The 21,346-nt window shown below is 48.9% G+C and carries 16 protein-coding genes; 8 read left to right on the forward strand and 8 right to left on the reverse strand.

Translation table 11 applies throughout. From position 1 onward, the window contains the following. Positions 1-140: 140 nt before the first annotated feature. Together V5T57_RS03155 and V5T57_RS03160 are read right to left on the reverse strand one after the other, a co-directional pair. The gene (locus tag V5T57_RS03155) at positions 141-1,181 is read right to left on the reverse strand and encodes a tetratricopeptide repeat protein (protein ID WP_332889704.1); all 1,041 of its coding nucleotides are present in this window, start codon (positions 1,179-1,181) and stop codon (positions 141-143) included. Positions 1,182-1,313: 132 nt separating this feature from the next. Continuing rightward, positions 1,314-2,399, reverse strand: coding sequence for an SEL1-like repeat protein (locus tag V5T57_RS03160; protein ID WP_332889705.1), 1,086 nt, complete (start codon positions 2,397-2,399; stop codon positions 1,314-1,316). A 142-nt stretch (positions 2,400-2,541) separates the two neighbouring features. On the opposite strand from V5T57_RS03160, the gene V5T57_RS03165 reads away from it, so the two are divergent. Further along, the gene (locus V5T57_RS03165; protein ID WP_332889706.1) at positions 2,542-4,491 is read left to right on the forward strand and encodes an amylosucrase; all 1,950 of its coding nucleotides are present in this window, start codon (positions 2,542-2,544) and stop codon (positions 4,489-4,491) included. 70 nt (positions 4,492-4,561) lie between these two features. Here the strand turns inward: V5T57_RS03165 and V5T57_RS03170 are convergent, their stop codons facing one another. The 3 genes from V5T57_RS03170 to V5T57_RS03180 all read right to left on the reverse strand — a co-directional run bounded on the left by V5T57_RS03170 (position 4,562) and on the right by V5T57_RS03180 (position 7,866). After that, positions 4,562-6,616: a methyl-accepting chemotaxis protein gene (locus V5T57_RS03170; RefSeq protein ID WP_332889707.1), complete on the reverse strand. Its 2,055-nt coding sequence runs from the start codon at positions 6,614-6,616 to the stop codon at positions 4,562-4,564. 253 nt (positions 6,617-6,869) lie between these two features. After that, a complete protein-coding gene (locus V5T57_RS03175; RefSeq protein WP_332889708.1) occupies positions 6,870-7,319 on the reverse strand; it encodes a ligand-binding protein SH3 in 450 nt (149 codons plus the stop codon). 244 nt (positions 7,320-7,563) lie between these two features. Then, a complete protein-coding gene (locus V5T57_RS03180; protein WP_332889709.1) occupies positions 7,564-7,866 on the reverse strand; it encodes a DUF29 family protein in 303 nt (100 codons plus the stop codon). 751 nt (positions 7,867-8,617) lie between these two features. On the opposite strand from V5T57_RS03180, the gene V5T57_RS03185 reads away from it, so the two are divergent. Continuing rightward, positions 8,618-8,962: a hypothetical protein gene (locus tag V5T57_RS03185; protein ID WP_332889710.1), complete on the forward strand. Its 345-nt coding sequence runs from the start codon at positions 8,618-8,620 to the stop codon at positions 8,960-8,962. A 233-nt stretch (positions 8,963-9,195) separates the two neighbouring features. Beyond that, positions 9,196-10,743: an HD-GYP domain-containing protein gene (locus V5T57_RS03190; protein ID WP_332889711.1), complete on the forward strand. Its 1,548-nt coding sequence runs from the start codon at positions 9,196-9,198 to the stop codon at positions 10,741-10,743. Between the two features lie 8 nt (positions 10,744-10,751). On the opposite strand, the gene V5T57_RS03195 is transcribed toward V5T57_RS03190, so the two are convergent. Then, positions 10,752-11,231, reverse strand: coding sequence for a GNAT family N-acetyltransferase (locus tag V5T57_RS03195; RefSeq protein ID WP_332889712.1), 480 nt, complete (start codon positions 11,229-11,231; stop codon positions 10,752-10,754). A gap of 513 nt (positions 11,232-11,744) precedes the next feature. Next, positions 11,745-13,295, reverse strand: a complete 1,551-nt coding sequence (locus V5T57_RS03200; RefSeq protein WP_332889713.1) for a sigma 54-interacting transcriptional regulator — start codon at positions 13,293-13,295, stop codon at positions 11,745-11,747. Between the two features lie 166 nt (positions 13,296-13,461). Between V5T57_RS03200 and V5T57_RS03205 the strand changes: the two genes are divergently transcribed. The 4 genes from V5T57_RS03205 (at position 13,462) to V5T57_RS03220 (ending at position 20,449) form a co-directional block, all read left to right on the forward strand. Continuing rightward, positions 13,462-14,637: a hypothetical protein gene (locus V5T57_RS03205; RefSeq protein ID WP_332889714.1), complete on the forward strand. Its 1,176-nt coding sequence runs from the start codon at positions 13,462-13,464 to the stop codon at positions 14,635-14,637. A gap of 70 nt (positions 14,638-14,707) precedes the next feature. After that, positions 14,708-15,061 (forward strand): STAS domain-containing protein, encoded by a 354-nt coding sequence (locus V5T57_RS03210; protein WP_332889715.1) that lies wholly within the window; start codon positions 14,708-14,710, stop codon positions 15,059-15,061. Positions 15,062-15,537: 476 nt separating this feature from the next. Then, entirely contained in the window at positions 15,538-17,388 is a 1,851-nt protein-coding gene (locus V5T57_RS03215) for a PhnD/SsuA/transferrin family substrate-binding protein (RefSeq protein WP_332889716.1), read from the forward strand. 10 nt (positions 17,389-17,398) lie between these two features. Then, positions 17,399-20,449, forward strand: a complete 3,051-nt coding sequence (locus V5T57_RS03220) for an ATP-binding protein (RefSeq protein ID WP_332889717.1) — start codon at positions 17,399-17,401, stop codon at positions 20,447-20,449. Positions 20,450-20,532: 83 nt separating this feature from the next. Here V5T57_RS03220 and V5T57_RS03225 read toward each other — a convergent pair whose 3' ends face one another. Beyond that, positions 20,533-20,724 (reverse strand): hypothetical protein, encoded by a 192-nt coding sequence (locus V5T57_RS03225; RefSeq protein ID WP_332889718.1) that lies wholly within the window; start codon positions 20,722-20,724, stop codon positions 20,533-20,535. 211 nt (positions 20,725-20,935) lie between these two features. Between V5T57_RS03225 and V5T57_RS03230 the strand changes: the two genes are divergently transcribed. Further along, positions 20,936-21,304, forward strand: coding sequence for a hypothetical protein (locus tag V5T57_RS03230; protein ID WP_332889719.1), 369 nt, complete (start codon positions 20,936-20,938; stop codon positions 21,302-21,304). Positions 21,305-21,346 lie beyond the last annotated feature (42 nt).

Below are 21,346 nucleotides of genomic sequence, written 5' to 3' on the forward strand. Positions count from 1 at the left end.
CAATACAAAGCCCTTAAAAAAACACAGGATACTAAATATAGGTTCACATATGTGAAAGCATGTGGTTGTTTATAAAGAAAAAGGGACCTACCAACATTTTGGCAGGTCCCTTTTTCTATTTGGTCCTATTTGCTCTTATTTCAGCTTTGTAATGCATCCTGCAAACGCTGCAAACGCTTACGGTCCCCATACCCTTTTTGGATGATCTCTTTGGCACGGTTCAGATATTTGCGGGCTTTCTTCCATTTTTTGAGACGAATATCCCGATCAACCAAGTCCATATAGCCATCGGCAATACGGCTAATACCCTCTTGCGCGGCACCATTGCGGGGATCTACAGCCAGAACTTTATGGAACTGATCATACGCATTATTTTTAGGCGGGGTGGTAAAACGCCGTTTTTTGAGGTTATAGACCGCTTTTTTTAACAAGCCTGTAATCTTTGTATGACTACCCTGGCGTTGATCAGCCAGGATCACCCGCCCTGCCCCACGCACATCCCCATACCGGGTAATCCAGCTCTGGGTAACCTGTTCGGTTTTAATTAACTCATCATCACTTAGACGGCGGCCCAGGATGGTACGCAGCTTTTCTGCTTCACCCATGCCGTTACGGGCAGCCAGATCTAACCACTTAAAACTCTCCACATAGTTGACGGGAGCCCACTCCCCCCCTTGAAAATACATCACACCCAGGTTGAACTGGGCCAGGGGAAAGTTTTGATTAGCCGCACGTAAAAACCATTTATGAGGTGCTTTTAGATCCTGATCTGGGCCCCGCTTCTTAAAGTACATAAGACCCAAATTGTACTGAGAAAGGGGGTGTCCCTGACGGGCTGATTTCATAAACCAGTCAAAGGCAGCCTGATCATCTTGATCCGCCCCACGACCGGTGAGATACATATTGGCCAAATGGAATTGTGCGGTCGCATGACCTGAGGTGGCTGAGGTGTAAAACCAGCTGTATGCACCCTTGAGATCTTGGGCCACACCTTTGCCCTCAGCCAGCATAATGCCCCATCGGTATTGGGCCTCATGATCCCCCTGTTCGGCACGGGCTTTTAAAGCCTGTTGCTGGGGTGTCAAGCTTCCAGAGGCTTGTTCCTGGGCCCACCCTGTCCCACTGCTAAAAGTGAGTACGAGGAGCAAGGTCAATTGAATTAGGGAGATACGCAGCCACATGGGGTTTTTCACCACAGTTGGAATCCACGGGAAAACCGTACAAATTTTTTCATACGGTTACTCAAACATCTATTTTTATCGATTTCCAGACCATTCCGCCAGGAAACTAAACCTTTTTTTACCGCTTTATGGTTATTTTCTGAGCAAATCATGGGTTTTTAACCACACCGCCGCCTTTTGACGGGCTTGGGCGATCTGTACAGCTTTTAAATGGACCGCCACCTGCTCTCTGGCTTGATCCGCCCCAGCATGACGATATTGCCAAGCCAGGTGAAACCATTTGTAGGCATGCACCAAGTCTTGTTCAACACCATCTCCACGGCTAAAGCGCACACCCAGATTATACATGGCCGTGGCACTACCCCCTTGAGCAGCTTGGGTATAGAGATCCACCGCACGGGCGGCATCTCTACGCACCCCTAAGCCATGGGCCACTAAATAGCCCAAGTTGACCATACTGCGCACATGGTGCCCTTGCACAGCCTGTTCATACCAAGCCACGGCCTGTGTCGCATCTTTTGCCCCACCACGGCCCTCTTCCCACATCAATGCTAACTGATACTGGGCTTCGACATGGCCCCCCTCCGCCGCTTGTTGATACCACAGACGGGCAGAAGCAGGGTCGGCCTGAATACCTTGTCCCTGTTCCAACATGTGTCCCAAGGCCCAGGCACTTCGCACAGAGCCCTGCTGGGCAGCCCGCGTATACCACTGGGCAGCCCGGGCACCATCCCGAGGCACCCCTTCACCACGGGCGATATGGCCAGCCAGATGGTATTGCGCCGAAGATTCTCCCTGATCTGCCGCTTGGCGCAACAGTTTAATCGCCTGTTGCAGATCCTTATCTACCCCCAAGCCCTGGGCATATTTAAGGGCTAAAGCGGTCACAGCTCGGGTCTGACCCTGTTGCGCAGCACGGCGGTACCACTGCACGGCCATTTTATGATCCACCGGCCTACCCAAGCCTTGGCTCATGAGATAACCAAACAGACTCATGGCCACCCCATCCCCACCATGGGCTGCTTTTTCTAACCACAGGCCAGCCTGCTTAGGGTCCTTCGGTAAACCCTGTTCACCATGTAGATAGAACTGACCTAAAAACCGCTGGGCACGTAGGTTACCCTGGTTGGCGGATTCTTTTAACGCATCAACATCCATTTGAGCGGCAAATAGTGAGGTAGGTAGCAGCCAAATTAACCATGTGATCCATCGAAACATAGGGCCATTTCTCATTATGCGGTTATCTAACGGGGACAAAATACCGACATAGTATCTGATAAGGTGTCGTGAACACCCTCACTTTTTTGTTACCAAACACCGATTTCACACATCGGACCCTGAACAATGTTGGGAGGTCACCATGTCCCGTGAAGCATGGTACAGCGCACAAAGTGCCACAACCTTGGAACGACTGCTTCCACGTATTGAAACACGTTTTGCCGAACGTATGGATCCCAATGATTGGGCCGGCTTGGTGCAGCGCCTACATACCCATTTTGACCATCTTTTTAATAACTACTACCGTCTTTACGGTCAGCGTTATGATTTTTTCTACCATCTCGAAGAGCTGCTCTACAGTACCATTGAAAGCTGGTTAAGCCGACCAGAGGCGTTAAAAGGGTTGGATGCCATCCGCGAACAGGACTCCAATTGGTTTGACTCCAACCGCATGGTTGGTGCCATGGCCTATGTGGATCTGCTTGCAGGTGATCTACAGGGTGTGGTGAAGCGTATTCCCTATCTCAAAGAGCTTTCCATCTCCTATTTGCACCTTATGCCCCTATTCCGTACACCCGAAGGGGATGATGATGGTGGTTACGCCGTCAGCAGTTATCGGGAGGTCGACCCCAGTTTAGGCACCATGGAACAGCTGGCAGAACTGGCTGAAGAGCTGCGTCGTAACGGTATCAGCCTGGCTGTGGATTTTATCCTCAACCACACAGCAGATGACCATCCTTGGGCAATATCTGCCAAACAGGGTGATATTACCTTCCAAAATTATTACCGACTTTTCCCTGACCGGGAAGAGCCCGATGCCTTTGAAGCTCACACCCAATCCATTTTTCCTGATGAACATCCCGGCTGCTTTACCTATAGCAACCGTATGAAGAAGTGGGTTTGGACCACCTTTCATAACTACCAGTGGGATCTAAACTACGAAAACCCCGAAGTTTTTAATGCCATGGCTGGAGAGATGATATTTTTGGCCAATATTGGAGCAGAACTGCTGCGCTTTGATGCCACACCGTTTTTATGGAAGCGTAAGGGAACCGATTGTCAGAACCAGCCGGAAGTACACTGGATTATCCAAGCCTTTAATGGTGTCGCCCGTATTGCCGCGCCCACCTTGGTCTTTAAATCTGAAGCCATTGTACACCCCGATGATGTCTCCAAATTTCTCAGCCCCCAAGAGTGCCAGCTCTCCTACAACCCCCAGCTCATGGCACTGGTGTGGGAAACACTGGCCACCCGCGATACCCGCTTGATGCGGCAAGCCCTGGGACACCGCTTTATTACCCCTGCAGATTGTGCCTGGGTCAATTATCTTCGGTGTCATGATGATATCGGCTGGGCTTTTGCGGATGATGATATGGCCGCTGTGGATATTGATATCCACGGACATCGCCATTTTCTCACCCAGTTTTATACCGGCCGGTTTGAAAACACCTTTGCCCGGGGTCAACCCTTCCAAGAGAACCCCAATACAGGTGATGCCCGCGTCTCCGGCACCTTGGCGTCACTCTGTGGGTTGGAAAAAGCCCTTTTTGAACAGAACCAGGATGAGGTGGATCTGGCCATTCGGCGTATCTTAATGCTGCATGGCGTGATCTTGACCATTGGTGGTATTCCCCTGCTCTACCTGGGGGATGAATTGGGCATGATCAACGACTATAGCTATAACCAGGATCCGGAAAAAGATGGGGATAGCCGCTGGCTGCATCGCCTACCCTTTAATGAACAAGCGGCCGATCAACGTCATGATCTGGAGACCGTACCGGGACAGATTTTCTCCGGCTTACAGCGGCTGATCCAGATCCGTTTACAAAATTTGGCGTTTACCCGTGCTGAGACCGAAGTAGTTGATCTGGAAAATACCCATGTCTTGGGCTTTTTTCGCCAGCATATGGAGCACTCTGCCCTGGTCTTGGCCAATTTTAGTGAAAAACCCCAAAAGATTGATGCCAGCCGCTTACGTCAATTGGGGTTGAAAAAAACCTTTACCGATCTGGTTTCTGGTCACTTTATTGTCGCAACCAGTGAGTTGATGTTAGAACCTTATCAGATTGTTATCCTTATGGTCGCCCGTTAATATCCCTAAAAAAAGCCTGAAGGGGATCGTACCCCTTCAGGCTTTTTAAACGGTGTCAGTCGGTATCTACCTAGACCTTAAAACGATCCATCAACTGCTCAAGACCCACACCCACCTTAGAAATCTTCTGCATACTCTCATCCAAGCCATCACTCCGTCCTCGTACCATGCTGGCTTGCTGGGTTAGGTTCTCCAATAACTTATGGATCACCTGCGCCCCTTCAGTCACCGCCTCAAAATGTTCACGGGCCTGTGTACTCTGTTCCGTGGCGTGGTTCATGTTTTGGGTGACCTCACCGGTATTATTGGAAGCCTCAGAAACATTTTGCGTCACTTCATCAATACCGTAGGAGATCTCACTGACATTTCGGCTCATATCCCCAATATTACCCGAGGCATTGGATACCAAGTCCGCCACATTCGCTGTCTCTTGAGCGACCTGATCAATCGCTTGGGCGACCCCTTCAAGGGTAAGGTTCTGTTCATCAACCGAGCTGTTGATCTCCATATTATAGGTACTGATACGCCGGATCTGGTCTCGTACCTTTTCACTCTGCTTATGGGCTCTATGGGTACTATTCCGAATCTGTTCCACCTTGTCAGAGATCATACCCGTGGCATCCGCCGTCTGACTGGCCAGCTCTTTGACCTCATTGGCCACCACCGCAAAGCCTTTACCCGCTTCACCCGCACCGGCGGACTCAATGGCGGCATTCAATGCCAACATGTTGGTCTGCTCAGCAATGTTATTGATAATTTCGACTACTTTGACAATTTCAGCCGCCATGCTGGAGAGCTTTTCTACCTCATTCATGGTGGCATCAGCCCCTTCGTTGGCCTGTTGAGACTCCTGGCTGGCCTCCTGACAACGGCTTCTTACCTGATCCTGAGCGGATTTCAGCTCCAAAACCGATTGGGCAACATGGTTCACACTACCATGGGTACGTTGGGCAATATCCCGGACGGTTTCCATTCCGGTATTCACTTCATTAGAAACCGTTGCCACCGTCCCAAGGTTGGTAGAAGCCTCCTCCGCGGCACTGGCAATGGTACTCATATTGGCAGACATATGCTGGGTGGAGTCATGGGAGATCGTGAGATAGCGCTCTACCTCACCTGTCACACTATGCAGTGAGGCGACAGCATCATTCATCTGCACAGCTGAGCTTGTGGCATCCTGGGCGTGACCCTGCATGTGCCCCGCATCGGTACGCATATCCCCAGAGAGGGTATGGACCGCCCGTGTGGCATCCACCAACTGATGAGAGCCCTGCTGAACTTGGGTAACAATGGAACGGATAACCTGTACAAACTGGTTAAACCCTTCTACCAGTTCACCAATTTCATCACGACGCCCAACGGGTAGCTCCTGGGTCAGGTCGGGTTTATCCCCCTGTGCCAAAGTCTGTAGACCATCTTTAATCACCTCTACCCGCTTGAGCAGACGACTGACACTCCAATACACGGTTAAACCAATGATCAAACAGAGCAGCAAGACCATGATCACCGCTTGACTGGTGACAGCCTGAACCTGAGCAATTGGTCCAGAGAGGGGCACGTAGGCATTCAGGGTTCCCATGACTTGCTTGGGATCTTTAGGGTCCTGTAAATGGCACTCGGCACAGCCATCATGCATCTTGGTATGCAAGGGTACAGAGATACGGTAGTGAGTATCATCAATCTGTTCAAAAGCCCCTTGTTTGCCATCCTTCAAGGCGATGGCGGCCTCTTTTTCAAAGGGAATTTCAATTTTAGTATTATCCCCACCATAAGGGGCCAAGGGGAAAATATCAGCATCACCGATCAAACGAACCCGGATGGTCTCTTTACCAAAATCACTGGTGACCGCATCATCTACCGCAAAGATGGTGCGCATCCAATCATCCCGGACCTGATCTTTCTCTTCTTCAGATGCCGCTTCATTGTACTGGGTATGAAATTTTTTGGTTGATACCATAAACATCTGCCCCGAACGCTGCAGCAGTGTCATGGCCTTCGCTTTGGTATCCTCCATCATATTTTCATACAGAATAAACCAACCCAACATCAGTGATAAAACAACCGCACCACCACCCACAATGGCAATTAATGTCAAAGAGATACGGCCCCGTATTGTTTGAATCATTCCACACCCACTTCCATACGGTAAAACATATGTATTAATTGTTTGCATACCATCCAGCCCCACATCTTATAAAGATGGGTGGACCGAAACAGATACATTGAATAACTTCCGCTCATGGTTAGTTTATCCAATTATAAACATCAATTCGATATCTTTGGATAAGTGAATACATATAAATTGAGATTTATGGTTAGAAAAAGATACCTTTCCGCATAATCAGCGCACGGAAAGGCATCTTCATCAATACGCGTGTTTAAGCCGCTTGATATTGGGCTTTACGTGCTTGGGCCTGCTTGGCCGTTTCTGGGTCATAGGCCCGGCCTGCCCAGAGCATGTCATAGGCAATCTCTTCATTACCATTTTCACATAAGGCCAACACCTTTTCGAAAAGGGGTTGAAATGTTTCACTTCGGTGCGAAGCCTCATGCTCTTCATAACTACGCCAAAAGGTAATAATCAGCGCCTCACGTCCTTTTAGTGGACTACTCACCGGCTGCCCCCTATCACTCCCTTCATTAGAGATCTGGCCACTGTTCATGGTGACCATTCCGCCGATAAAACCGGTTTCACTATGGTAGGTTTTTACATTTTCACACAGCTCGGCGACCCGCTCTTGCAGATCGTCCACATCATAGGCTGCTTTTAAAACCACTCGGTTAATGGTGACCACACCATCATGGGGAAAATTGGGAATCAACTGCATGGTTGTTTCTCCTAAGGGTCCACACCCATCGTGCCTTAGGCAGCGTGGGTGAAAAGGTTGCTATATTATTATTGACTAATATAGAACCAATTTGGTTCCCATTATCTCATTCAGGGAGAGGATACCATGCAGATAGGTGCGGAAAGGCCGTAAGGTAGGCAGGAAGGAAGTGATGTGATCAACAAAAGGGGACCTTCGAAAAGGTCCCCTTTTTGTGCATCCACACCTTTAGGACTCAGTTGGATTACTCATTGGGCCAGAAGTAGGGATCAAAAAGATCATCCATACTGTAGGGACAGGCATCGGGTACCCGACCTGCAGCTTCTTGGGCAATCGATGGTTTGAGCTGCCGATAAACGGCATTCAGATCCATACGATCGACCATGTTGTCGAGATCACTGTCTTCCAGTGACGTCTCCATCTGATTGCGTAGATTGCTAATGGCTAAACGCCACATCAAACTACGTTTTTCCGGCTGGTGTTCCCAACGCATCAGGCAACCCATAAGGGTGGTTACCTGCTGGTTGATCTGACCTTGTGTGTTCATTGGTTTATCTCCATTTGAACATCGTATCCCCGCGCTCATGGGGCGATTATGGGCTTAGCACCACCCCACTGGGCTGATGTTTTGGCCTTATGTCGCGCGGTCAATACGACTCCAATACAGCAAGGGTAAACAAGCCACCCTTACCGGATTTAAACGTACGGCGCATTCCGACCCCCTACGTTTGGATGGGTTGCAACATTTGGGGCCATCACACCGCCTCAATATCCATCCAAACCAACGGTAGCCGCCGCATGCGACCCCATCGTTTCTGCCTATCCCCTAGTCCAATTTCTCTGCCAATTTCGCAAAACAGACAGATCTACATTTGTACACACTTGAAATATATAGGATATATTTAGAACTTTTTTTGGCGCCTACCTATACTTTGTACAGATCATCCCTACCCCACACTGGGCAAAAAAGGGAGCATCAACACCCCATAGGGGAAAATTTAGACCCTATTGTGCCCAAACCCACTCTAACCGTATGCATCTGTTTACTGTATACGTTTGTTAACATTCAACCAAACGCCCTTCCTCTCTATCTCTATGTACATATGGCCCCTCTTAGATGTTATTGATCGTTTACATTTCAAGGGTAAGTATGGCCCCGTTAAAAAATGATCTAAGACATCCTATCACTTTGTAAATTATGGTGTATTTATACATTTATAAGATTGGCCCTGGCTTTGCGCTATAGAAAGACAAGGGTGGGCGTTTGATCCCACACCATGTCATCAAGGAGCTCAACCATGTCTGGCAAGCTTTACCCTAAAGAACCTACAGAGTCTTGGATGGGTTGTTGTCTGTGGCATGCGGTGGCCATGGCCATTGTGGTGATCGCCTTGGGGCAAGGGTCGGTGGTGAAACAGACCCCGCAGGAAATACGTATTTATTCGGCTTCCCCGGAGTCGTCGGTCACCTCTCAGGTTCAACCTCACTACGGGCGTGCTGTTACGGGCAACAGCTCCCTGGTTGGGGGCCTGAGACGTGACCATTATCGTCCGTCCCAATTGGCGGACTATGCGCGCATGGATGTACCCCTACACAACCATGCGCTTTATGCAGGTGTAGATACCACGACCAAACATCGCTAAGACTGGTAAGGGCACCGGTCAAGACGTCGCACGTATTGGGGTTTAGCGTCCCATCTATAATAAAGTGTCGTGGTATCTACATCCGCCTGTTATGACCTAAGCCACATGAATAACAAAATGAAGTGGCCGGGTGTCAGTAAGTGGTTTGCACACAGCAAGTAGTTGGATGACAAGGAGACGAGGTGGGGCTAACCCACCTTTTTTCTATTTATATGTGAAAGGTTCTGCCTTCTATGGATATGACATGGCATACTGTGACCGGTTCTTCCCGTTATCGGCCTACACAGAGACTTCCTGTTGCATCCATGACTGCTTCTTCCTCTTCCCATAGCGGTACCGCTTCCGCTGAAAAGTCTTATCCGCTGGATGATGAGATCCTGCACGCCAAATTGGTCTTAACCCGTGATGTGGTGTTAGATGGTGTAACCTATTTAACCAGTGGATCAGATCTGGAACCCCGCACCGTTGCCCGTTTGATTAATTTGGGTATTGAAGAGGTTTTTGCCAAACCTAAGATTGCAGATACCGTTAAGCAAGCGGCAACCCGACTGGATGCCATGTTTGATGCCACCCGTGCTGTGGTCTTTGCTGAAGGGGTCAAGTCTACCCGTGATGCGATGGAGGTGCTCAAACGTAAAGGGCGGTTAGATTTACAACCCTTTAAGGAAGAGATCGGTGGTCTGCTTGAAGAGATTATGGACCACTATACCGAATTTGCCGCTGAGAGCATTAAAGAGCTTAGTGAGCATGATGAGCCCACGGTGGTACATGGGGTAGAGACTGCTCTGTTCTGTGTGGAGCTGGCCAAAGCGATGCAGTGGCCCAAGGCGCGGGTTATCCAAGCTGGCCTATCGGGCATGTTGCACGATGTAGGTAAAGCGGCGGTGAGCAAGGATATCCTTAACCATCGAGGACCGTTGAACCAAGCCCAGCGTGAAGAGGTGGAACGCCACCCCCTGATTGGGTATCTCATGCTCTCTAATAATGAAGAGCTGCACGATATATCGGCCTTCTGCGCCGGGGCCCACCATGAGAGCTTTAAACCTGACAGCCGTGGCTATGGCATCCTCAGTGACTATACAGAATTAAAAGGGGATCCCAGTCAGCTCTACTCACCCCAGGAACAGGAAATTGCTCAACTGGTCTGTATTGCAGATGTTTTTTCCGCCCTACGAGAAGGCTACAGCTTAAAAGGTCCCGCCTCACCTTTGGAAACATTGATTGAGATGAACCGGATGGCTACAGGGGGTCGTTTTAACCCCCAACTGTACAAAGCATGGTATAAGCAGTTTAAGCGTAAACATCGTCTTCTGTTGCAAAAGGGCTTGATGATTGCCATGCCCGCCCAGTTGGAAGGCACCCTGCAACTCCCCAGTGGTGAGATCCTCTCTGTCCCAGAGCAGGAGCTCCGTATTAGCTTTGAAGAGATTGGGAAGCTACAGATCCTACCCAAGCTGCTGGCGATTGGTTGTAAGTTACCTGAGCTCAAACGACGCAATGGTATTACCGGACATCTACTTGATCTGGCGGGTATTCATTTGGATACCGGGCAGTTGCATGAGATGGGTGTACAGGTTGAAAAACCGGTACATTATAATTTAGTCTTGGTTGATACCGACCATGTTGACCGGGTGCAGTGCTTGGTCATGAAACATGGGGATACCTTAAAAGATCTTCAGATTGCCTTAGGTAAAAAACGCTTGGATCCCATCCAAAAACAGCTTTTGGAACTGCGTAACATCCCCATTGACTTTAAACCGCTGATCGCTTGCCCCATCTAGAGATCTCTTTAAATGGGTTTTTGGATGATACGCTTCATCTTATAACCCCCTGCCCGTTCAAACCCATTTTGCTTATAAAAGGCAACCGTTTTGTCAAACATTGGCAAAGGGGGAGTGGTCAGCTCAATACGATCCCAGCGGTTGGCTTGGGCGTGAGCGATGACCGCATCCAACAATAATTTACCAACACCATGGCTGCGTAGTGCCGGTACAACATAGAGTTCAGGTACCGATAGAAAACTCCCGCCAGCGTAAAGAGAACGGCTCTCTACCATGGTGGCACAACCTACAATCTCCTGTGCCTGTTCAGCGATTAGCACAGAGTAGGAGCCATCCTTCAGCCACTCCTCTAAAAGCGAGAGGCTCTGTTTGCGATCCATATCAAAGTGTTTGCCACCGCTACGCTGCATAATCTCATCCAGCAACTGAGCAACCAGATCGATAATGGTGGGTTGATCGGAACGGTTTGCCAATCTGATATGTGTCATCCTGACACTCCTATTGATCCTATAGAACCATCTAATCGTTTGTTTATGATCATTTTAATCTATGCATTACTAATATAAATGTGACTTTTCAGCCGCTGATGGTACGCGCAAAGTTAACCATGTGCATCTTTTTTCCCCATAGAGGGTGTTCGATCATTGTGCCTGATGAGAGGGAGGTAAAGATCACCGATCTTAGGGTTACAACCCTGCTCAGTTGTATTTTTAATATACGGAAGCACCCCTTTGATCACGCCCTTATTAAGAGGATCACTTACCTGTACCGATCCAACCCTATCCATGCTTGAGGAGATAAACCCACCACGGTGACTTGCATGAGCATGGGTAGGGTGAGGTTGCCCGATCAATTCAACCAATCTATGCCCCTTCTCAGGAGATGATCCAACCGAGCCCAATGCTTGATAGCCCATGGTGATGAGAGCCTTCCATCCCCTAACTTGGCCACAAAGGGGACTCTCTCATACCCTTGCACACGATTGTCTGTAGCTCGGCACATCACCCGTCATCCATCACCCCATCCTCCTGCTCATAACGGCGCAGACGTTTCAGTAACCACTGGCGGGTAATACCCAGCTGTTTGGCCGCATGGGTACGGTTATGGTTATGCTGTTCCAGTGCCATCTCAATGAGTCGACGTTCAAACTGAGCCAACTGTGGGGCCAGAGGTTGATGGGGCTGTAGCGGATAATAATCCCCAGTCATGGGCTGTGCCATGCCCGTAAGGGGTAAGGCAGAGGTTTCCAACGGTTCTGAGGTAGCGGAACCATGGCGTAGCTCTGACGAACAGGCCCCTAACCCAATAGGCTCGCCATCGGGGGTTAAGGCAACCAGCCGTTCAATTTCTCGGCGGAGTTGGCGCACATTGCCTGGCCAGTGGTAGCTCTGAAACAACTGAGAAACCTCTGAGGATAATCCGGCCACCTCTTTACCAAAGCGGTTGTTGATATCCTGTAAAAAGGCATGGGCCAGGGGCAGTACCTCCTCTTGCCGCTCCCGTAGAGGGGGGATATGAATATCGACCGCAAACAGACGGTAGAACAGATCTTCCCGAAAGCGTCCTGCTGTCACCTCTTGGCGAATATCCTTATTGGTGGCACTGATCACCCGAAAATGGTAGTCGATGGTTTTTTGACCACCCAAACGTTGGCCTACCTGCTCTTGCAGTGCACGCAGAAATTTTGGCTGTATGGAGAGGGGAAGATCGGCAATTTCATCCAAAAACAGAATGCCCCCATGAGCTGCCTCAAAATGACCTTTACGGCTACCTACGGCACCGGTAAAAGCCCCTTTTTCGTAGCCAAAAAATTCACTTTCAGCTAAGGATTCCGGAATAGCAGCGCAGTTAACCGCCACAAAAGGTTGTTCTGCAACCGCGCTGTTGTCGTGAATATAGCGGGAGACCACCTCTTTGCCTGTACCGTTCTCCCCACTGATAAAAACATTAACCGGCACTGCACTTAAGGTGTTGGCTAAGGCAAAGACCTCTTTCATCACCCCGCTCTCCGCCACCACGCCGACACTGCGAATGGAGGTATCAACAGGGGGAAGGTGGGGTAACTCCTGACCATCTTCCGTTAAAAAAGCACCGGTCACCAAAAGGTTATCCAAAGCTTGGCAGAGATTTTCTGCCCCAGGTTCCAACCGTTTCAGATCTTCCGCATCAAACTGGGCATCAGAACCACTACGCTGGAGCTCAATGACACCCAGTACACGCCTCCGTACCCGACTGATCAGCGGCATGCACAACCGTGCCTCGCGCCCTGGTTGCCGGGTTAAAACAGCCTGATTACTCTCCACACACCGTATGATCGAACTGCTGCTCTCCAGTGTGGCTGGTTCCCGGTGGAGCGGGTCGGCAAAAACCTGATACCACTGGTTGCCATCCAGCAAAAAAAGCTGGGCTCCCTCACAGTTCATAGCACGGGGCAAGCTCTCCAGATAGAAGCTGGTGAGCATGGTGTAGTCATGCCCTTCACGCACCACGGGGGCCTGTTCCAGTTCAGACTCCAGGTGCAGCAAACCTTCCAAAAATTCGGCATCATCCATCGGTATGGTTACCCCATAGAGTGTAAATCATCGTTTTCATCTTACGGGGATAACCTTTAAGGGTAAAGTCGGGATTGAATGCCAGCTAAGGTACATGGCAGGGTTTGCCTGGGTGTGATACCTTCACTCTCTTCTGAACCACTGGTTATTGGGGTGAAGCGTTATCATGATGTTACGTGCCATTTTAAAATATTCTCTGCTGTTAATAGTCATTGTTGTGGCCATTTTGGCCTATATGGCGCAAAGCCCTTTTCCTAAAGGGATTGTACGGGTTGCGCTGGATGCCCATATGGACCCCCAGAGCCGTCCAATGACCGACTATTGGAAAGAGAGCCGCTATTTTGCGTGGCGAACCAACCGTGGGGCACTCTTTTTAGGACGCCGCAATGCCGATGAGCTGTTTCAAGCGGTACAGTTAGGTGATGCACTCAACCATAACCAGCAGCCTATACTGCATGTTATCCGTAAGGGTAAGCATCAAGGCAAAGTGGTGGTGGTGCATCATGATGCTCAAAATCGCCTTTTGGTCCAGCGCACCCACCACGCCGACAATACCCGATCCTGGACCCCGCCTAAGCAAATTGGGGATGAACAGGTGAAAGGTATGACTTTATTGGAAACCCCTGATGGAGAGCTGATCCTCATATACCAACAGCAGTTGGCCAATATGATTCAGATCCGCATGCGTTTTTCCCATAATGGTGGTTTGCAGTGGGGTAGTGCCACCCTGCTAAGCTCCAGCGGCGGTGATAAAGCCGAAGAGTTGTTGGTGGATGGGGCGCCGGTTGAAGGGGGTTACCGGATTGATCTGCTCAAACTTCAACCCCAAACATCGAACTTCTCACTACAGCTGTTGCAAGGGCATATAGCCAATGGTAGCCGTAGTTGGGCACCCATTGATAACCCAACCCTACAAAAAACCATGGCCAGCCTACCCCATGGCACATACACCCTGCATGACCTACGTAGTGCAACCGATGGTGTGCGTATGCTGTGGCGGGATGAAGAGACAGGTAAAGGTCAGTGGCTACGCTGGGGCCCACTCGGTATTGAACAGCGGGACCTGGGTGGTGTTTCCCCTGCACCATGTGGCATGAGCTTGACCCGCAAAAACCATGAAGTAATTGTGGTACGGGAACCTAACAAGCAGCTACAACAGATCTCCATTAAAGAACAGACGCCCAAAATACAACATCAATCTCCTGATGCATTAAACCCCGTCTGTCAGGTTCGAGCTCTGTTAACGGGTCAAGATCTGGATCTTCTATTTACCCGTCAAGGTGGCCCCAACCGGCCTTCAGGTCTATTGGGTCTTTCCTGGGCAACCCTGACAGAACCGTGATCAAGACCATTTAGATTTGCATCTCTAACAGCTCCACCCCATACTTGAAGAAATCTATAAGGGGGGGAGCATGTTAGAACTATCCAAACAGGTCGATGAAGATACTGGGGTTGTTATTCTCACCCTGGCAGGTCGCTTTGATGTTAACAGCATCCCAGCTTTTCAGGATGCTTATGCCGAACACCCGCCTGGTACACAGTTTAAGATTTACCTGGAGAAGGTTACCTATATCGACAGTGCCGCCTTTGGTCTGTTTCACGCACTTAAACAGCATCTGGGCAGCCAAGGCCGTGTGATGCTATTTAACCCTTCTGAGAACGTTACTCAGACGCTACAAATGCTCGGGGCCCATCGTACCTTTGAAGTTATCCGTATTACGACAAGCAAACCTTTTATGGATAATATGGATGAAGGCGGCTTTTAAGGGCACCTCCTCACCACTGAATGTTCAACTTACCTTTCGCATGTAACATGATAAACCACCACTTAACATCTGTTTTCCCTGCAAATGTGCCATAAACGATATTTTTTTGGTAACTCTCTGTGACATTGCTGGTGCCTTTTCATTCTGCAAAGCACATCCATTTCTATAGTTATATCTTTCTGAATATATTGAATGTTTTCTAAACAACCTGCCAAACACCCACCCTAACCCCCCTCAAAAAAATACAGATTCATGGTGTATGATGTCTCAAAGCATGAGCTTTTGTCTGTTTTTGTGTGGACATCCTGCTGCAAAAGAAGAGAAAACAGGATACCTTTAGAGGTAATCATTTTACCCAAAGCTTTTTTTATCCATTGTTTTTAAATAGGGGCACGCCATTGTCACCGGTGTGGCCAATTTATGGATGCTCTGGCCGAATCCGTCATCGCGGTTTAACCAACAAAGCTGGGTGGTTCATGAACATCAAGGGAATGAAAAAACAACAGACCTGGGTGGCGATGGTGATCGGTCTGTGTTTACTGGCTTGGCTACCGCCTAGCTGGGCAGCTGATGCGTATGAGATACGTATTGGGGTTTTAGCCAAACGGGGCCCCCAAAAAGCACTGGAACGTTGGCAGGCAACCGCACGCTATTTAAGTGAAAAAATTCCAGAGCATCGTTTTCGCATTGTCCCCATGCAGTTTGAAGAAGCCCCTATTTTGGTTGAAAAAGAGTTGGTGGATCTCACCATCACCAACCCAGCGATCTACGCAGACTTGGCGGTACGTTTTAATGTTCAACGTATCGTTACCTTAAAGAACCGGCTCTCCAGCAAACAGAACATTACCCGCTTTGGCAGTGTTATCTTTACCCGCAAATACAACCAAAATTTCCGCCGCATTCAAGATCTGGCCAATGCGCGCCTAGCCGCTGTTCATGATACCTCTCTTGGGGGTTGGATCATGGCTTTGAAAACTTTTCAGAACCATGGTTTAAACCGCGGTGATTTTAGTAATGTCACCTTCTTAAACAACCATGATCCTGTGGTAGAAGGGGTTTTGGAAGGACGCTTTGAAGCAGGTGTGGTACGTACAGGTCACCTGGAAAAAATGGTTCAGGAAGGTCGTATTACTTTAAATCAACTTCAGGTCATCCGCCCACTCAAGCATGAGGGCTTTCCGCTTTTAGTCTCGACCCGTCTCTATCCAGAATGGCCCGTCGCCAAAGCTCGGCATACGGATAATCGGCTGGCGTTAAAAGTAGCCATGGCTTTGATGGCGCTAACTGCTGAAGAACCGGCCGCGCTAAAAGCCGGGATTGCCGGTTGGTCGATCCCAGAGAACTACCAGAGTATTCATGAGCTGTTGCAAGATCTTCAGCTTCCACCTTATGAGACCTTTAATACCTTATCGCCTGGACGGGTGGTTCACACGTATTGGTATTGGATGGTATTGATCCTATTCGTTGTATTGATCCAGACCTGGCTAACCCGACGGGTTATCAAGCTCAACCGCGCACTAAAAAGCCGTCAACAAAAAGTACAAGAGAGTGAAATGCGCATGCGGGCCACCTTTGAACAGGTTGCCTCAGGTATCGTTTTAACCCACGCCGATGGCCGTTTGGATCGCGCCAACCACGCCTTTTGTGCCATGACCGGTTACAGTGCCCGTGAGATACGTCAGAAAAATTTAAACGATTTTACAGACCCGCTGCAGATGAGCCAGGAGATCCCCCTATTTGAAAAAATGCGTCAAGGGGCATTAGACCATTTTACCCTTCAAAAACAGCTTCTCACCAAAGGTGGTGCCTCACTACCTGTGCTGTTCTCCATCTCCTGTGTTAGAGATGAAAAAGGGGATATACAGCAACTCATTGGTGTCGCCAATGATCTCTCTTCCATCAAAAAACTGCAGCAGGATGTCCGCAGCGAACAGCAGCTTAAAACCACCATACTAGATATTGCTGGAGATGGAATTTTAGGGATTGATACTCAAGGGTGTCACTCCTTTGTTAACCCAGCGGCTTCACACATATTGGGTTGGTCGGTAGATGAGTTAATTGGTCAACCCACCCATGCCATGTGGCACCATCACTATAAAGACGGTAAGCCTTTTCCTGAACAGGATTGCCCAATTACCTCAGTATTAACCAACGGTCAAACGTTGCGCAGTACCAATGCGTGGTTATGGCGTAAAGATGGCAGTGGCTTTGCCGCTGAGTACATCAGCACAGCCATTGTTGAAGAGGATGAGATAACCGGAGCGGTTGTGGTCTTTCGGGCCGTCACGGAAACTCAAACACAGGAAGAACCCACTCTAATGGCGTAAAGGTGCATCCATGGCTTTTGTCCACACCGCCTGGAAACAGATTCGTCAGTTCAAGTGGAGTAGCTATCTTCTGCTATTCCTGCTGATACTTGTGGCCATTGGTACGGTGTTTACTTTTCAATTACGTCAAAGCCAACATCAGTTTGATCTGAACCAGATCCAAAAATCTGCCGCCCTCTTAAAACAGGCACGGGATCGGTTAAGTGTCGACCTTAAAGATGTACAGAGTGACCTCATGTTTCTGGCCAGCCATCCGCTCATCCAGCGGATGGATACCACCCCAACACCAGAAGCATCCCATATTCAGGCACTAACCCAACATTTTTTGGCCATGAGCCAATTAAAAGGGCGTTATGACCAGATCCGTTTGATCAACCTGCATGGGGATGAAGTTATCCGTATTAATTACGGTTATGGGGATCCTGTGGCGGTAACAAAGAACACCTTACAATCCAAAAAACACCGCTATTATTTTACTGAATCCATCGCCCTTAATGCCGGTCAGATCTTTATCTCACCCTTGGATCTAAATATTGAACATAAACAGGTTGAGGTGCCGTTTAAACCGATGCTTCGTCTGGCAACACCCATTTTTAACCGCCAGGGTGACAAGCTTGGGGTGATCATACTTAACTATCTGGGCAAACATAGTTTAGATGCCCTACGTAACCTGACAACCGATTATCGGGGTCACCTGCTCATGTTAAATGAACAGGGCTACTATCTATTGGGATTTCGCCGGGAGCAGGAGTGGGCTTTTATGTTCTCAGAGCATAATGGCGATAATTTTGCGTGGCACAACCCCCGCAGCTGGCACATTATTCAAACCCATGAACGCAACTTTGTGGAACGACCTGAGGGACATTATGAGTTTACCACACTCTCTTTACCCAAAATGGTGGGCAACCAACAAGGGGTCTGCCAAAGTTGCCGCTGGAAGCTCATTGCCTACTCCCCCAACCATCTGCGTGATGAACATACCATGCGTATGTTTAAACGTTTATTACCCTTTTATGCCATCACCACCACCCTCGCAGCTCTACTCTTGTTGCTGCTGCTACTCAACCGACAAAAACGCGCCCGTTGGCAACAAGAGGCTGAATCCCTAAACCGAGCCATTCGAGCAGAGCGTGATCTCTTTATTGGAGGCCCTTGTGTCATTTTTAAATGGCGCAACAGCTATGGCTGGCCGGTGGAATATGTCTCAGAAAACCTGACGGAAGTTCTTGGCTACCACACCAAACATTTCCTACAGGGTGAGTCCAGCTATACCGGCATTGTGGTACCAGAATATCTAAGCCGGGTTACCCGTGAGATTAAACAAGCCACCCAACAAAAACGGGATTGGTTTGAGCATGAACCCTATGAAGTGGTCAATGCTCAAGGCAAGCGCCGCTGGATCCGGGATATCACAACCCTGTTACGTAACGGCACGGGTGACATTACCCATTATTATGGCTACATCATTGATATTACAGATCAAAAACTAGCTGAACAAAAGCTGGAACAAGCCCATCAGGATATACAAACCGTGATCGATACATTGGCCGATGCCACCATGGTGGTCAATGTGGATGATTACCGGGTCACCATGCTCAATCAAGCCGCCCAAAAGCTCTATAGCCGCCAGGGTCAGGTTGCCATTGGTGAGGTAACATGCCACGAATTAACCCACCGTGTTAAGTACCCCTGTGATGGTATAAATGACCCTTGTACGCTACAGGCGGTTATTGAACAGCGAAAAACCGTACGTTTAGTGCACAACCATCAAGATACCGCCGGGCGACCTTTTTTTGTGGAGATCACCGCCAGTCCCATTTTTAATGCAGCCGGTGACGTCATACAGATTGTCGAATCCCAAAGGGATATCACCCAACGCATGGCCTTGGAACAGGCCCTGCGGGAGGCCAAACGTAGTGCGGAAGATGCCAGCCGTGCCAAAAGTGCCTTTTTGGCAACCATGAGCCATGATATTCGTACCCCAATGAATGCGGTATTGGGTATGGCTGAGCTACTTCTAGAGAGTGATCTGGATACCGAACAACACTATCACGTCAAAACCATTAACCGAGCCGGTGAGGCGTTGTTGGCTCTGATCAATGATGTGCTGGATCTATCCAAAATTGAAGCTGGAGAGATGAGCCTGGAACAGATCTCTTTTGATCTGCACAGATTGATCCAAGGGACTTTGGATATTTTACGTATTAAGGCTGAGGAGAAAAACCTTACCCTAACCTGCGATATTTCATCGGAAGTCCCCCAATATGTTGAAGGTGACCCAGAACGCATACGCCAAGTCTTACTCAATCTCCTAGGTAATGCCTTAAAGTTCACCCAACAAGGCTCGATCATCGTCACACTTAGTACGTTACCAGATGGTCGTATTCGATTTGAGGTGGTAGATAGCGGTATTGGTATTGCTGAAGATAAACTGGTCACCATCTTCCAACCTTTCTCTCAGGCTGAAGCGGCCACGGCACGTAAGTTTGGGGGTACAGGTCTTGGTCTCTCCATTTGCCAACGTTTGGTGGACGCCATGCATGGTGAGATCAGTGTGGAGAGTGAACCTGAAAAGGGCAGTACCTTCTACTTTATTCTCCCTTTGAATCTGGCCCAAAAACCACAACATCACGCCCATGGCCAAGCACAGATTTCACAACACGATCAAACCGTGCTGCCCATGCATATACTGGTGGTGGATGATGCCGCGGATAATCGCCGATTACTGCGGGCATTCTTAAAGAAAACGCCCCATCAACTCAAAGAAGCCACTGGGGGGGATAAAGCTTTACAGATGGTCAAAGATCAACACTTTGACCTGGTACTGATGGATGTGCAGATGCCTGGCAGTATGGATGGTTATGAGACCACAGAGGCGATTCGTCAGTGGGAACAGGAACAGAAGCTGGCTTGCTTACCGGTCATTATATTAACCGCACATGCCATGCGTGAGGATATTGAGCGAAGTAAACAAGCTGGCAGCCAAATGCACCTGACCAAGCCGATTCGTAAAATACAGCTGTTGGAAGCGATACAGCAGTTTCAACCAAGAGAAGCATAAAGATGGGCAGCGATAGCGATGCCCCCCTCTACCCGATCCGTATTCATAAATACCTATAACGGCAAAACCCCTGAAGTATAGCCTTATGGCTCCTCAACCTTCTTTTGTTGGGCTTGTGTCAGCTCGGTATAACAGGTCTGGCACCCTTTACACTCATAGTAAGGACGATGATTTCTAAACCCAGCTGGGGTATTACGCCATCCACAATAGGGGCATGGCCGAATATCGGCACCTTGGTGTTCTAATTCAAAATCCATGGGGTCCATGGGATCCATAGGTACTCTTTCTTTGCGTATGGTGAGTTCATGACCCTTTCAGTTTGCCCAATTATCACAAAAAATACCATCTTGCTGATTTTTCTACGCTCCATACGACCCCTATAAACTACACAGCATTCCCTGTATTGACACTTCTCAAGGTTTTGTCATAATGGTGTATAACGATTTATGTATATCTTTAAGACATCGTGTGTAGGGGGGCCCTCCGATGTACAACTTCAAGTTGGCCAATTTTCTTTTGCGCCACACCTTAATCGGCTTTGCTTTATCAGCAACCACCGTTGCGGCCATGATCTATTGGAACTTTAACCAAATGGGGACGCTTATTTTAGGTTCAAGCTCGCCTATTTTGATCATTGCCGTGCTTACCTTCTTCATGGGCCTGACCTTGGCCAGCGCACAAATGGGTATGGCTGTTATGTTGCTGGCCGAACCGGAAGATAAAGGCAGTCGGGGTAAATTTATTGGTTTGGTTCTTTCATGGCTCTCTCCGCCACGGCAGATGCAACCTATACCGATACCCGTTAAAAGCAAACACCATCCACATCGGGGTCGACACAAACCCAGTTCATGGTAAACAAAAACCCCCTATCCAATTGGATAGGGGGTTTTTTTATCT

Source organism: Magnetococcus sp. PR-3, assembly GCF_036689865.1.
Lineage (GTDB): Bacteria > Pseudomonadota > Magnetococcia > Magnetococcales > Magnetococcaceae > Magnetococcus.